At 67.3% G+C, this 13,185-nt stretch carries 12 protein-coding genes; 6 read left to right on the top strand and 6 right to left on the bottom strand.

What is annotated here, in order from left to right; translation table 11 throughout:
* Positions 1-280: 280 nt before the first annotated feature.
* Positions 281-928, bottom strand: a complete 648-nt coding sequence (fabR, locus tag EO174_RS03785) for an HTH-type transcriptional repressor FabR (RefSeq protein WP_104584881.1) — start codon at positions 926-928, stop codon at positions 281-283.
* A gap of 93 nt (positions 929-1,021) precedes the next feature.
* Between fabR and EO174_RS03780 the strand changes: the two genes are divergently transcribed.
* Together EO174_RS03780 and EO174_RS03775 are read left to right on the top strand one after the other, a co-directional pair.
* Complete coding sequence (locus tag EO174_RS03780; protein WP_104649968.1) at positions 1,022-2,098, top strand: ferredoxin reductase; 1,077 nt, start codon at positions 1,022-1,024, stop codon at positions 2,096-2,098.
* Between the two features lie 9 nt (positions 2,099-2,107).
* Entirely contained in the window at positions 2,108-3,232 is a 1,125-nt protein-coding gene (locus EO174_RS03775) for an acyl-CoA desaturase (protein ID WP_126942360.1), read from the top strand.
* Between the two features lie 246 nt (positions 3,233-3,478).
* Here EO174_RS03775 and EO174_RS03770 read toward each other — a convergent pair whose 3' ends face one another.
* Positions 3,479-5,038 (bottom strand): EAL domain-containing protein, encoded by a 1,560-nt coding sequence (locus EO174_RS03770; RefSeq protein WP_104584887.1) that lies wholly within the window; start codon positions 5,036-5,038, stop codon positions 3,479-3,481.
* A 382-nt stretch (positions 5,039-5,420) separates the two neighbouring features.
* Between EO174_RS03770 and EO174_RS03765 the strand changes: the two genes are divergently transcribed.
* Positions 5,421-5,597, top strand: coding sequence for a hypothetical protein (locus EO174_RS03765; protein ID WP_010374782.1), 177 nt, complete (start codon positions 5,421-5,423; stop codon positions 5,595-5,597).
* Positions 5,598-5,768: 171 nt separating this feature from the next.
* Here EO174_RS03765 and EO174_RS03760 read toward each other — a convergent pair whose 3' ends face one another.
* The 3 genes from EO174_RS03760 to EO174_RS03750 all read right to left on the bottom strand — a co-directional run bounded on the left by EO174_RS03760 (position 5,769) and on the right by EO174_RS03750 (position 8,354).
* Positions 5,769-6,278, bottom strand: a complete 510-nt coding sequence (locus EO174_RS03760; RefSeq protein WP_164740074.1) for a lipocalin family protein — start codon at positions 6,276-6,278, stop codon at positions 5,769-5,771.
* Positions 6,279-6,551: 273 nt separating this feature from the next.
* The gene (locus EO174_RS03755) at positions 6,552-8,072 is read right to left on the bottom strand and encodes a YifB family Mg chelatase-like AAA ATPase (RefSeq protein WP_126942354.1); all 1,521 of its coding nucleotides are present in this window, start codon (positions 8,070-8,072) and stop codon (positions 6,552-6,554) included.
* Between the two features lie 15 nt (positions 8,073-8,087).
* Positions 8,088-8,354 (bottom strand): accessory factor UbiK family protein, encoded by a 267-nt coding sequence (locus EO174_RS03750; RefSeq protein ID WP_126942351.1) that lies wholly within the window; start codon positions 8,352-8,354, stop codon positions 8,088-8,090.
* 191 nt (positions 8,355-8,545) lie between these two features.
* Here EO174_RS03750 and EO174_RS03745 point away from each other — a divergent pair, with 191 nt between their 5' ends.
* Together EO174_RS03745 and EO174_RS03740 are read left to right on the top strand one after the other, a co-directional pair.
* Entirely contained in the window at positions 8,546-8,884 is a 339-nt protein-coding gene (locus EO174_RS03745) for a P-II family nitrogen regulator (RefSeq protein ID WP_016904463.1), read from the top strand.
* 202 nt (positions 8,885-9,086) lie between these two features.
* Positions 9,087-11,066, top strand: a complete 1,980-nt coding sequence (locus EO174_RS03740) for a beta-N-acetylglucosaminidase domain-containing protein (protein ID WP_126942348.1) — start codon at positions 9,087-9,089, stop codon at positions 11,064-11,066.
* 157 nt (positions 11,067-11,223) lie between these two features.
* On the opposite strand, the gene EO174_RS03735 is transcribed toward EO174_RS03740, so the two are convergent.
* Positions 11,224-11,880: an RIO1 family regulatory kinase/ATPase gene (locus EO174_RS03735; RefSeq protein WP_164739214.1), complete on the bottom strand. Its 657-nt coding sequence runs from the start codon at positions 11,878-11,880 to the stop codon at positions 11,224-11,226.
* A 616-nt stretch (positions 11,881-12,496) separates the two neighbouring features.
* Here EO174_RS03735 and EO174_RS03725 point away from each other — a divergent pair.
* Positions 12,497-13,108 carry a PH domain-containing protein gene (locus tag EO174_RS03725; RefSeq protein WP_104584958.1) on the top strand — a complete coding sequence of 204 codons (612 nt, stop codon included), beginning with the start codon at positions 12,497-12,499 and terminating at the stop codon, positions 13,106-13,108.
* Positions 13,109-13,185: the final 77 nt, after the last annotated feature.

Below are 13,185 nucleotides of genomic sequence, written 5' to 3'. Positions count from 1 at the left end.
TTATAGACAAACAGGCACTGCCGATGTTTCAGCGATCGCCATGTTCGCTTGTCTGCGCAAAACGCGGCATGTGCCGATCTCCATGCACAAGCGCTTGCACGCACTTGGCGTGGCTATGCACCCGGACTGCGCCACCTTATTGCGCGCAGGTCATTGACGCACCGACAGCGCATGCGTGCGACTTGATGCGTAGGCAACCAGCCAGGCGTATCGCTCGAAGCGAGCATGCGTCACCGGTCAACGCGAGACAGACCGGTGGCTTTCCAGCGTCAGGCTACGCTCACCCGCCGTGCGTGCCCAAGGTGCGTGCACCGGTGAGTATCATGCGCAGCATCTGCGAGATCTGCTCGATCAGTTCGGGGTCTTTTTCCGGCGGCGAGTCCATCGCCACCGCGCCCATCGCAAACACCAGCCGGGTGATCGCCTTGGACACCAGCGCCGGCGCATGCAGCTTGGCATTGTCGGCGGCGGCCAGGCGGATCAGGTCCACCCGCAACTCGTCTTCGAAATAGCTGAGCTCACGCTCCACCGCCTGCTTGAACGCATCCGAGCCCACCGCACCTTCGCGCAGCAGCACGTGCAGCAACTTGTCGTCGGCGCGCAGCTGTTCCATGAAGGCTTCGACCGATACCCGGATGACGCTGCGGTCGGTGGAGGTGGCGCGCTGACGGGCCTGGCCGATGATGGTGCGCAACGAACGCCCGGCCAGATCGATCAGGGCCACCGCCAGTTCGTCCATGTCGCGGAACTGGCGATAGAAGCTGTTGGGCGCGATGCCGGCTTCGCGGGCCACTTCGCGCAGGCTCAGCGTGGACAGGCTGCGGTGTGGTCCGATCAGCGACAGTGCCGCGGCGATCAGATCCTCACGTGAAATCGCCGGCTTGCGTGACGGCGGCGCGTCGTTGGAAGGCAGGGCGATGGAGGTCATGAGGCGGTAGCCGGGCGTGGGCCTGAATCATAGCTCCTCTGATCGATATACAACTGTATACACGGCTGTGCATGCATGCGTATAGTGCAATCCATGAACCTGGCATCCGACCCCAAGTCCAAGTCCCCGTTGCCGACGCGCCTGGCGCGTCGGCTGGTGTCGCCGCAGTTGTTCGATTTCTGGGCAACCCGGCTCAACCCCTTGTGGACCCTGGAACGGCCAATGGCCCGCCTGGTCGCGCGCACGCCGGCCAGCCGCGACGCGGTGACCCTGGTGCTGCGGCCCAACGGCCACTGGCAGGGGCTGCAGGCCGGCCAGCACGTGAGCCTGGGCGTGGAGATCGACGGCCGCCGCCTGCTGCGCAGCTACAGCCCGACCGTGCTAGCCGATGGCCGCCTGGCGATCACCGTCAAGGCGATCGAGGGCGGGCTGGTCAGCCGCTACCTGGCCGGCGATGCGCCGATCGGGACGGTGGTGTCGCTGGATCCGGCCTTCGGCGACATGCTGCTGCCGGCCGCCCCGACGCCGCTGTTGCTGCTGGCGGCCGGCTCGGGCATCACCCCGATGCGCGCGCTGCTGCAGGCCGCCGCGCAGGCCGGCATGCCGATGGACGTGGACCTGCTGTACTGGGTGCGCCAGCGCGACGAAGCCTGCTTCGTCGAGGAATTCGAGGCGATGGCCGCCGCACATCCGCGCCTGCGCGTGCGCCTGCTGACCACCCGCGAAGGCGCCACGCCGGCTGCGCGCATCGATGGCTACCCGCTGGAGCAGGTCGCCGATCTTTCCAGCCGCCACGTCATGGTCTGCGGCCCGGGCGGCTTCGTGCAGGCAGCGCGCGCGCGCCTGCAGGGCCGCGTGGCCGCGTTCCAGGCCGAAGCCTTCAGCGTGCCGGTGCTGGACGACGGCGAAGCCGGTGAGGTGCAGGTCCAGCTGTCACGCAGCGGCCGTACGCTGACCCTGCCGCGCGGCCAGTCGCTGCTGGAGGGGCTGGAAGCGCAAGGCCTGCGGCCGAAGCACGGTTGCCGCATGGGCATCTGCAACAGCTGCGCCTGCGCGCGCCAGGCCGGCACCACGCGTCACCTGTTGACCGGTGAGCGCAGCAACGAACCCACCGCACAGGTCCGCCTGTGCATCAGTGCCCCGAGCACTGACCTGATCCTGGATCTGTAAGGAATCCTCATGAGCCGAGTCCACAACCGCGCCCTGTCCGCTGCCGAACTGCAGTCCTTCGGCGACGAGCTCGATGCCATCCGCGCCCGCGTGCAGGCCCAGGTCGGTGCCGCCGATGCGCGTTACATCCGCCGCATCGTGGCCGCGGTGCGCTGGACCGGCGTGGCCGGACGCGCGCTGCTGTTCCTGGGTGCGTTCGTGCACAGCGTGCTGATCCCGGCGTGGATCGCCGGTGTGGTGCTGCTGACGCTGTCCAAGATCCTGGAGAACATGGAGCTGGGCCACAACGTCATGCACGGCCAGTACGACTGGATGGGTGACCCGCAGCTCAACGGCAACACCTACGAGTGGGACATCGTTGCCACCGGCGACAACTGGCGCAAGACGCACAACTTCAAGCACCACACCTACACCAATGTGCGCGGCATGGACGACGACATCGGCTACGGGCTGCTGCGCATCTTCCCCGAGCAGCGCTGGCGCCCGTTCTACCTGCTGCAGCCGTTCATTGCGGTGGTGTTCGCGTTGCTGTTCGAATGGGGCGTGGCGATCCAGGACCTGCGCCTGGGCCGCTGGTTCGCCGGCAAGATGAAGGCGGCCGAGTTGCGCGCCTCGTTCCTGCCCGTCGGCCGCAAGATCGGCCGCCAGATGCTCAAGGACTACATCGTGTTCCCGGCGCTGGCCGGCCCGTTCTTCCTGACCGTGCTGCTGGGCAACCTGGCCGCCAACGTGCTGCGCAGCATCTGGACCTTCGTGATCATCTTCTGCGGTCACTTCACCGCCGATGCGGAAGTGTTCCCGAAGGAGTCGATCCGTAACGAGTCGCGCGGTCACTGGTATCTGCGTCAGCTGCGGGGATCTTCGAACCTCACCGGCGGCAAGCTGATGAACGTGCTGTCGGGCAATCTGAGCCACCAGATCGAGCACCACTTCTACCCGGACCTGCCGGCCAACCGTTACGCGCAGATTGCGGTCGAGGTGAAGCAGATCTGTGCGCGCTACGGCCAGCACTACAACACCGGCTCGCTGCCGCGTCAGTTCGGCCAGGTGATGTGGCGGATCGTGCGGCATGCGTTCCCGAGCCGGCCCAGGCCGGTACGTCGCCAACGCGAAGACGCCCTGCAAGGCGCCTGATCGAAAGGGCCGCCATTGGCGGCCCTTTTTCTTGTCGGGCCAGTCAGTCCGGCCTGGCGGCCACACGAGCGTGCGCCTGGTCGGCGTGCGACCTCGTTGCTTTCGGCACAGGCGAACCGTCTTGGCCGCGAATCGAGCAGGCCGTGCGTGCCTCCCGCTGATTGCCGTGCCTTGATCGCCGTGCCCGGTTGGTCGACGACTCGCCGTCACCGCTCCACGTCGGTGTTGACGCCGTAGCGGCGCTGGTCAGTGCGCGCCGCCGCGCATCAGCGCGTGGTAGGCGATGAAGCCGGTGGCCGGCAGCGCGCGCGAGAACAGCCAGCCCTGCGCCAGGTCCACGCCGTGCGCACGCAGATAGTCCAGCTGCTCCTGCCGTTCCACGCCTTCGGCGATGGTGCGCAGCTGCAGCGTCTTGGCCATGTCGATGATGTGCGAGGTCACCGCGCTGGTGGCCGAGTGGGTGCCGATGGTGTCCACGAAGGACTTGTCGATCTTCAGCGCATCCAGCGGCAAGCCTTGCAGGTACTGCAGGCTCGAATAACCGGTGCCGAAGTCGTCGATCGACACCGTGTGGCCGGCACCGCGCAGGTGGGTGATGGTGGTGCGCGCCGCTTCGATGTCCATCAGGCTGCGTTCGGTCGCCTCCACCCACAACTGTCCGCTGTCCACGTTGGTGCCATGCAGCGCCCGGGCCAGCACGGTCTGCACACGGCCGCTCTTGATGTCGTCGGCGGAGACATTGATGGCCACGTGCAGGGAAGGGTCGGTCGCCAGGGTCGGGCCGAGGTCGCGGATGACTTCGGCCACCACCAGATCGGTGATCGGCAGGATCAGGCCGCTCTCTTCGGCCAGCGGGATGAAGGCATCGGGCGGGATCAACACGCCATCGGGTTGCTGCCAGCGCACCAGCGCCTCGGCACCGACGCAGGCGCCGGTGTCGAGCGCGATGATCGGCTGGTAGTGCACGACGAACTCGTTGCGCTGCACGGCGATTTCCAGCCGCGCCAGCGGCGACAACCGCCGCCGCGAGACCCAGATCACCAGGCTGACCAACAGCAGCGCCAGCGCGATGCCGACCGGTACCACCTGCAGCCGTGCGGCCGCCAGTGGCCCGCGCAGATACGCCACCGGCTCGGTGACGACCGCGGCCCAGTCGCCGCGGCGGTCGCGGCCGGACAATGCCTGGGCGTCCGGCCCGGTGCCGGATGCAGCGGTCGGCAGCGCGATCAGCAGCTGCTCGGCGGCGGTGCCGGTGCTGCTCAGTATCTGGCCGTCCGGCGTGCCAATCGCCAATTGCAGGCCGGGCGGCAGATTGATGTCGGTCAGCGTGGTCGGATTGATCAGCACGTTGTAGTCCCGCAACTGCAAGGCCATCAGCGGGTGGTGCGGATTGGCCAGCGGGCGCAACCGCGTGGTGACTGCGATGCCGCGCTTGACCACGAAGTCGGCAGCGGTGTGCGCCACGACCTCCGGCGATGGGCCCCACGAGGTGCATCGCAGCCGGCCCTGCTGGAGGTAGCCCAGTTCGACGATGTAATGACTGGCCAGCACCAGCGCGCGCATCTGCGCCAGATGCGGTTGGGAACACGGCTGCAGCGGCGATGCGCCCATGCTCAAGAGCGCACCATGTGCCTCGTCAAAGGCGGTTTCGGTGCGCCGGATCGACAATGCCGCGAGTTGCGCGAGCTTGCCTTCCTCGCGGTCCAGCGCCAGCCGCCATGCCAGGTAGTAGGACAGGCTGATCGGAAGCGTTGCGCACAGCAGCACCAGCAACACGGTCACACTGATGATGCGTTGACGCTTCACCTCACCACCCACATCTGCGGGGAGGCGTGCTCACGCACGACAGCCCGCGCAGGGCAGCGCTGACATGCATCGCCCCACGAACGGCGCGGCGTAGTTGCGCCGCACGCGGGCATGCCGCGGCAAGACGGTGGAGAGAGTGACGGTGGACTGATGAGGCTGCACGTCGCGAATGTACGACAGACGCGTGGGTTGCGCGCGTCCGCGGGGCGAAGCGGATGTGATTTTCTGCAAATGATGGTGCCGGGCGCTGTGGCAATCGGCCTCGTCAATGGATTCACGCGCCTGCACCAGACGGCGCGCTAGGGTCGGGTCGTCTGTGCTCCCGCGTGGGAGCCGCGGCGCCATCCGGCTCCGTGCAGGCACTCTCCCTGGAGGAATCACCATGACAACGCAGAAAGAACGCGTCGGCGGCACCGATGCAGTGCCGATCTTCAAGATGCAGGAAACCACCCGCGATGGCGAGCTGACCAAGTACGTGGTCGGCGACACCGGTGTTGCCTTCGACAGCCTGGAAGGCGCGCAGGCTGCGGCCAAGGATCTGGGCACGCTCAACGGTTGAGTCGGGCTGCAGTCCAGTCTGCGCAGTCGTTCAACGCCGGAGCGTCGGAGGCGGGCATAGGTCCGAGGGCGCGTGCCCTCACTGCTTGCAGGACAGGTCGTCCATCCTTAGGGGGCCTTGGCGGCACGTTCTGGCGACCGGGCAGACTGCGATGTCAGCTGTGCGCAGCACTCAGGGAAGTGGCTGCTCGGTCAGTCGCCCGGTATGCGGGGTGTGGATCAACGGGGCCAGGTCGAAGCCCTGCTCGCGCGCATGCGCCAGATAGGCCTGGGTGATGTTTTCGTCCAGCTGCGGCAGCCTTGCCAGCAGCCACAGGTACTTGCGGTCGGGACCGCCGACCAGCGCGGCGGTGTAGTCCGCATCGATGCGCATCACCCAGTAATCGCCTTTGGTGAACGGAATCCAGCGCAGGCCTTCGGGCAGGAAGGTGACTTCCAGCCGCGCGTTGCTGTCGTCGATGGCGCGCGCCTCGCCGACGGCCTCTTCCAGCTCGCCTTCGGCGGTCAGGCAGCGGTTCTGCACCCGCACCGTGCCATCGTCCTGCAGCGAGTAGTGCGCCGATACATCGGTGCAATCGGAATCCTCGAAGCGAATCGGTAGCCGTGCGATCTCGTACCAGGTGCCCAGATAGCGATTCAGATCCAGGGACGGGACGGTGACTAGGTCGGGATGTCGGCTCATGGCGGCCTCTGCGCAGTGGTGTGGCGGACGTTGTACGTGCATTGCCATGAAATGGATGTTGCGACGCCGGAGAGAGCGGGTGGACGTATGGGGCCAATGCCGTGCCGCCAGAGAAAGGCGCGTGCACGCTCATTGCAGGCGCACAGGCAGCAAGCGACGGCGCGATGAAGCGGTCGACCGTCCTGCCCTGCTGAAGTGCTTAGCGCCCTAACCAACGGCGTGGAATGGGGTGCGGTGGGCGGTCGGTCGCCTCGACGCACCCGGGTCGGCGCACTACGCCGCGCTCGCCGTCTCCACCGCACGATCCAGTTTGCGGTAGCCGATGGCCTCGGTCAGATGCCGGGTGGCAATGGCTGCACTGTCGTCGAGATCGGCGATGGTGCGAGCCACGCGCAGGATGCGATGCATCGAGCGCGCGGAGAGCTGCAGGTGTTCGATGGCGCGTTCCAGCAGCACCTGATCGTCGCCCTGCAGGCGGCAGTGATGATCGGTCTGTGCCTGATCCAGTTGTGCGTTGGGTGCGCCGGCACGGGCGAGTTGCCGTTCGCGTGCGACGACCACGCGTGTACGCACGCTGGCGCTGTCTTCGCCGGGATTGCCGCTGCGCAAGGCATGCGGTGGCAGTCGCGGCACGTCGACATGCAGATCGATCCGGTCCAGCAAGGGACCGGAGATGCGGCTGCGGTAGCGGCGGATGCTGTCGCTGCTGCAGCGGCACCGCCCGCTGCCGTCGCCGGCCCATCCGCACGGACACGGGTTCATGGCAGCAACCAGTTGGAACCGCGCCGGGAAATCCACGCTGCGCGCTGCGCGCGAAATCGTCACCAGCCCCGACTCCAGGGGCTCGCGCAACACTTCCAGCGTCTGCCGCTGCCACTCCGGGAGCTCGTCCAGAAACAGCACGCCGTGGTGGGCCAGCGAGATCTCGCCGGGACGCGGATGGGTGCCACCACCGACCAACGCGACCGCGCTGGCGGTGTGGTGCGGGGCCCGGTAAGGCCGCTGCCGCCAGCGCGCAAGATCCAGCCCGCGGCCGCTGACCGAGGTGATGGCAGCGGTTTCCAGTGCCTCGGCTTCGCTGGATTCGGGCAACAGGCTGGGCAGGCGCGAGGCGAGCAGGGTCTTGCCGCAGCCGGGGCTGCCGACCAGCAGCAGATGATGGCCGCCGGCGGCGGCGATCTCCAGCGCGCGACGCGCATGCGGCTGGCCGCGCACATCGGCCATGTCGGGCAGGGCACGCGCGCCGAGCGCCGGCACCGCCACCTCGGCGGCCGGTGCCCGTTGGCTGCCGTTGAGCGCGGCGCAGACTTCCAGCAGCGTGCGCGCGGTGAAGGCTTCGACGTGCCCGGCGATGGCCGCTTCGGCGCCGTTGGCCAGCGGCACGATCAGCCGTCTGCCGACCTGCGCGGCAGCCAGGGCGGCCGGCAGTACGCCATCGACGCCACGTAATTCGCCGGTCAGCGCGAGCTCGCCGAGAAATTCGTAATCGGCCAGGGTTTGGCGATCGATCTGGCCGCTGGCGGCCAGGATGCCGAGGGCGATCGGCAGGTCGAAGCGGCCGCCTTCCTTCGGCAAGTCGGCCGGGGCCAGGTTGATGGTGATGCGCCGGGCGGGAAATTCGAATTGTGCGCACAGCAGCGCCGCACGCACGCGTTCGCGCGATTCGCGTACCGCAGCCTCGGGCAGGCCCACGATCTGGGTGGAGGGAAGCCCGCCGGACAGATGCACTTCCACCCGAACCTCAGGTGCATGCACCCCCACGCGGGCGCGGCTGTGCACCAGCGCCAGACTCATGGTGGAAGGCCCTGGTCAGGGAGCGCTGGGTGGCGTTGCGGGCGCGCGGGCTTCCAGCGCGGCCACGGCCTGTTCCAGCGCGTCGAGTTTCTCGCGCGTGCGCAGCAGCACCGCGCGCTGCACGTCGAACTCTTCGCGGGTGACCAGGTCCAGCTTGCCCAGGCCGGCCTGCAGTGCGCCCTTGAAGGTGCCTTGCAGTTCTTCGCGCGATTGGCGCAGACCCGGCGGCACCAGGTCGCTGAGGCGGCGGGCGAGCTCGTCGAGCTGGTTGAAATCGATCATGGGTGTTCTCCGCAGGTCCGTAGGAAGCCTAGTGCAGGCCGGGACACGCGGAACATCGGCAAGGCAGTCGGCAGGCGGTAAGGATAGTCCCATTCGGCTGTCGGCCGCGGTGACGGCGGTACGCCATGGGGTGAGTGTTATGGCCGTCCACGGTATGCTGCGCGCCCCGTCATGCCCTTGGTACTGCACCGATGAAAATGATCATGGCCATCGTCAAACCGTTCAAGCTCGACGATGTGCGCGAAGCGCTCGCCGGCTGCGGGGTGGCGGGCATCACGGTGACCGAGGTCAAGGGGTTCGGGCGCCAGAAGGGGCACACCGAGCTGTATCGCGGCGCCGAGTACGTGGTCGATTTCCTGCCCAAGGTGAAGATCGAAGTGGCGGTGACCGACGACCAGGCCGAGCGCGTGGTTGAGGCCATCGTGACCGCGGCCGGGACCGGCAAGATCGGCGACGGCAAGGTGTTCGTCTACGACCTGGGCAGCGTGGTGCGGATCCGCACCGGCGAGCTGGATAGCGACGCGCTGTAAGCGCGTCGGCAGGCATTCATACCATTTCAATACCGAAGGCCGGGCCAGGCACCCGAGGCCGGCATCGGCAGCAGGCGCATGCGTGTGACCTGGCGTCAGGCTCGTTGAAGGTGACGACCGTCCCGAGATCGGCCCCGCTTGTCGCCACGCGAGGACTTGCCTACTCTAGGGCCTAATACCATTTCAATACCGGAGTTCGGGGATGAAGCGACGCGCTGGAACGTCGGGCTTGCGCCCGCTCTCGCTGTGGCTGGCAGCAGGCCTGGCAGCGGCGGCAGTCCCCGCACTGGCGCAGCCGGTCACCCAGCCGGCGATCTTCCCCACGCCGGTCGCGATCACGCTGGACGGCGGCACGGTCACGCTGGGTCGGTCGGTGGTGCTGGTGGTGGCACCGGGCGCAGATCCGGAGGCGGTCGCGTTGGTGCGCCGCATCCTCGGCACGGCCGGCGTCACCAAGATCGCCACTGCGGCGCGTCTGCCGGCCACGCTCGACCGCCCGCATATCGTGCTCGGCACCGGTGAGGCGGCAGTGGTGCGCGATGCGCTGACGCGCAGCAAGGCGGTGCAGGACACCCACACGGAGGGCTATACGCTGGCCAGTGTCACGCTCGGCACCGGCAGCCTGATCACGCTGGCCGGCCACGACAACGATGGCCTGTTCCATGCGGCGCAGACGCTGCGCCAGCTGGTCGAGCGCCCGGCCATTGCGGCCCTGGCGATCCAGGATCATCCTGCGATGCCGATCCGCGGCACCATCGAAGGCTTCTACGGCGCGCCATGGTCGATGGCCGACCGCAGCAAGCACATCGAATTTCTCGCCCGCAGCAAGGCCAATACCTTCATCTACAGCCCCAAGGACGACCCGTATGCGCGCGACCGCTGGCGCGAGGCGTATCCGGCCGCGACGCTAAAGGCGCTCGGCAAGCTGGCGGCCACCGCCAAGCGCAATCACGTCGACTTCGTCTATGCGATCTCGCCGGGGCCGACGGTGTGCTTCTCCGATCCGGCCGATGCCAAGGCACTGCTGCGCAAGTTCGATGCCTTCCGCGCGCTGGGCGTGCGTAGCTTCTACGTGGCGCTGGACGATATCGAATACACCAAGTGGAACTGCGAGCGCGACAAGACCACCTTCGGCGCGTCTGGCGCGCAGGCGGCCGGCATCGCGCAGTCGTACCTGCTCAATCTGGTGCAGGCCGACCTGGTGGCCCGCCACGATGCGTCTTCGGAACTGATCATGGTGCCGACCGAGTATTACGACGCCAAGGAAAGCCCGTACAAGGAAGCGCTGCGCAAGCACCTGGACCCGAAGATCGTGGTGCAGTGGACCGGCACCGACGTGGTGCCGCCGGCCATTTCCATTCCCGATGCACGCGCGGCCACCAAGGCATTCGGCCGCAAGACGCTGCTGTGGGACAACTACCCGGTAAACGATTTCGAAACCTCGGCCGGGCGCCTGCTGATGGCCCCGTATGCGCGGCGCGAAGCCGGCCTGTCGGCGGAGTTGTCCGGCATCGTCTCCAACCCGATGAATCAGGAAGTGCCCAGCCGGGTCGCGGTGATGGGGCTGACCGCGTTCGCATGGAACGACACCGGCTACGACGCCCAGCGCACCTGGCACGCGGCCGCGCGCGACCTGGCCGGTGGCGACGCGCACGTGACCGCCGCGCTGCTGACCTTCTTCGATACCCAGCATCTGGCGCCAACCTTCGGCAGCCAGCCGTGGCAGGAACAGGCACCGCGCCTGAAGGCCGTGCTCGACCATGTACGCGAGACGATTGCGCTCGGCGATGCGGCGGCGCGCAGCCAGGCCATCGCCGAACTGGCGCGCACGGCGGACGCGTTCGCGGCTGCGCCGCAGATCATCCGTGCGGGCGTGGCCGACAAGGGCTTTGCGGAACAGTCGCGTCCCTGGCTGGAGGCGATGGACGGCTGGGGCCGCGCGCTGCAGCAGACCGCGGCCGGGCTGGATGCCGCCAATCGTGGTGACGCGCAGGCGTCCGTTGCGTTTGCCGATGCCAAGCGGATCGCGGCCGAAGCCGCAGCAATCGTCTCGATTCCCGGCGCCACGCGCTTCGGGGGCCCGGTCAAGATTGCCGATGGCGTGCTGGACCGCTTCATCGCCGACGCGCCGCGCTTGATCGCCTACAAGGCACCCGCCGGGTCGGCGGCAGTGGAGCACTGACGGTGCTGTTGGTGGCTGAGAGCCGCTGACACAGCGACTGTGCTCACCGGCAGGCGGTGCAGCCGCTGCCAGGTGCGGCGTGGACCACTCCTACACGCCGGTTCCCCGCGCGGTCCGCACCTCTCTGACGGATGCTCGTCAGGCGGCTCCGAGCTGTTTAAGCGCCGCGCTTGAGGCGGCGATAGAGCCGCTTCCAGCCGCCGCGAAGGGTGCCCACCCAGCGCGGTTCGGCGCTGCGTGCGGCCTCGTCGGCGGTCGGTGCGATCCCGGCCAGGCGCTGGCGCATCTTCTGGAAATTGGCCACGTCGCTGCGCTGCAGCTGGCGTGCCAGCGTGCCGCGCCGCAACCAGCGCGGGAAGCGCCAGGCCGAGGTGAAATCGATCAACACCGGCACCCCGGCACTGACCACCACGTTGGTGCCGTGCAGATCGTTATGGGTGATGCCGAACGCATGCAGGCGACGCAGTGCCTGCTGCAATTGTTGAAAGACTTCCTGGCCGACCACCGCACTGGCACTGAGAGTGTCGCCGGGGATGAACTCCATGCCCAGCGCCAGACCACCCAACGTGCCGAGCAGGGCCGGCGCATGCCGCCAACCGTGCAGGCGGGCCAGCATCTTCGCCTCGTGGCGCACCATCAGCCGCGCGACCGGCGCCAGCAGCGTGCGGCGGTAGCGGCTGTAGTCCTTGACCACCGCCAGCTGTCCATCCAGATGCGTGCGATAGACGTTGGGCTCGAGCAGCCGGGTGCCCTGCTTGAGCAACACCGGCGTGACGATTTGCAGGCTGGAGGTGTCCAGCGGCTGGTAATGCATGGCAAGTCTCCGGACCTTGTCGGCGCGGAGGAATCACGCGTCTGGCAGGTTCACGATGATCGCAAGGGATCGGTCCGGTGAATTTTAGAACTTGGAAGTATGGTAATTACATTTGTTTAACAAATGAAATGTTCCGGGAGTGGAACGGTCTGAAGAATCAACAGCTTGCCGCGTCATCTATGACTCATCCTGTCGCTATCCGGGCGCGCGCTGCATGCAGCAGGTGACTTGGCCCGCAGGGCGTGCCGTGGCCATCGGCATGGCGGGCTCCAACGTCGGTGACAGCTCTGGGTGCGGGCTGCGGTGTGGTTATCGGCCAGCGGGTCAGTGTGAGCGCTCCCAACACGAACGACCCGCATGCCGACGACATCACGATCAATCGTGCCGAAGTGCTGAGCTTCGGCGCCGGAGTCCGTTTTCGCGCCGGCGATAAAACCAGCGTGGTGCCCACAGCAAGGCGATGGCGACATCCGCCTTGTTGCCGTTGGGGCTGTCTGAAGCACTCAGCGATCCGGCGCCGTGCATTGCTGGCCGGATTTCTGATCGGCACCACGAAGGCACGGATGTGGTGTCATAAAGGACACGCTGCGGCGCAGGCGATCATGACGAGGAAGGTATGGAGGTCTTTACGCAATTCCTGGCCGACGAGCAGGACCCGGTGGCCGTGGGCAAGATCCTGCCCAAGGTAAACGAGTTGCTGACGCGGGACGAGCAGGTCGAGTACATCGCGGTGCAGAAGAAGATGGTGGTGAACCTGTCGCCGGCCGCGGTGGTGCTGACCACTCGCAGATTCATCGTGGTGCACCCCACGCTGTTCGGGATGACGTTTCGCGATGTCCCCTGGCGCGAGGTGCTCGACGTGCACATGAGCGAGCAGATGCTGGGAGCGACGATCATGTGCCGCACCACGCAGGGCGGCTACCTGTCCATCGACAGCCTGCCCAAGAAACAGGCCCGGCGGGTCTACGCCTATGCGCAGCAGGTGGAAGAATCGGCCTACGAAAAGCGCCAGCAGCTGGAGTTCGACAAGTTGCGCGCCTCGGCCGGTGGCGTGGTGGTGCATGCACCCGGCGCGCAGGGCGGCATGCCGTCTGCATCGCCGAGCACGGCAGCTGCCGCGGACGATCCGATACAGGTGCTGAGCAAGCTCAGGCAATTGCTGGATGCGGGGCTGGTTACCCAGGAGGAGTTCGACGCCAAGAAAACCGAGGTGCTGGCGCGGTTGTAGGCGCTCGGCACGGTACCTGGCCGCGGCCACGGCCAGGACCCACAAAAACGCCTGCGTCGATCGCCAGGCGGGCGCGG

Origin of the sequence: Xanthomonas sp. BRIP62418 (assembly GCF_003993495.1) — a bacterium.
GTDB classification, from domain to species: domain Bacteria; phylum Pseudomonadota; class Gammaproteobacteria; order Xanthomonadales; family Xanthomonadaceae; genus Xanthomonas; species Xanthomonas euroxanthea.
Note: the sequence above shows the minus strand (reverse complement) of the source record. Positions and strands in the feature narration are given on the sequence as shown.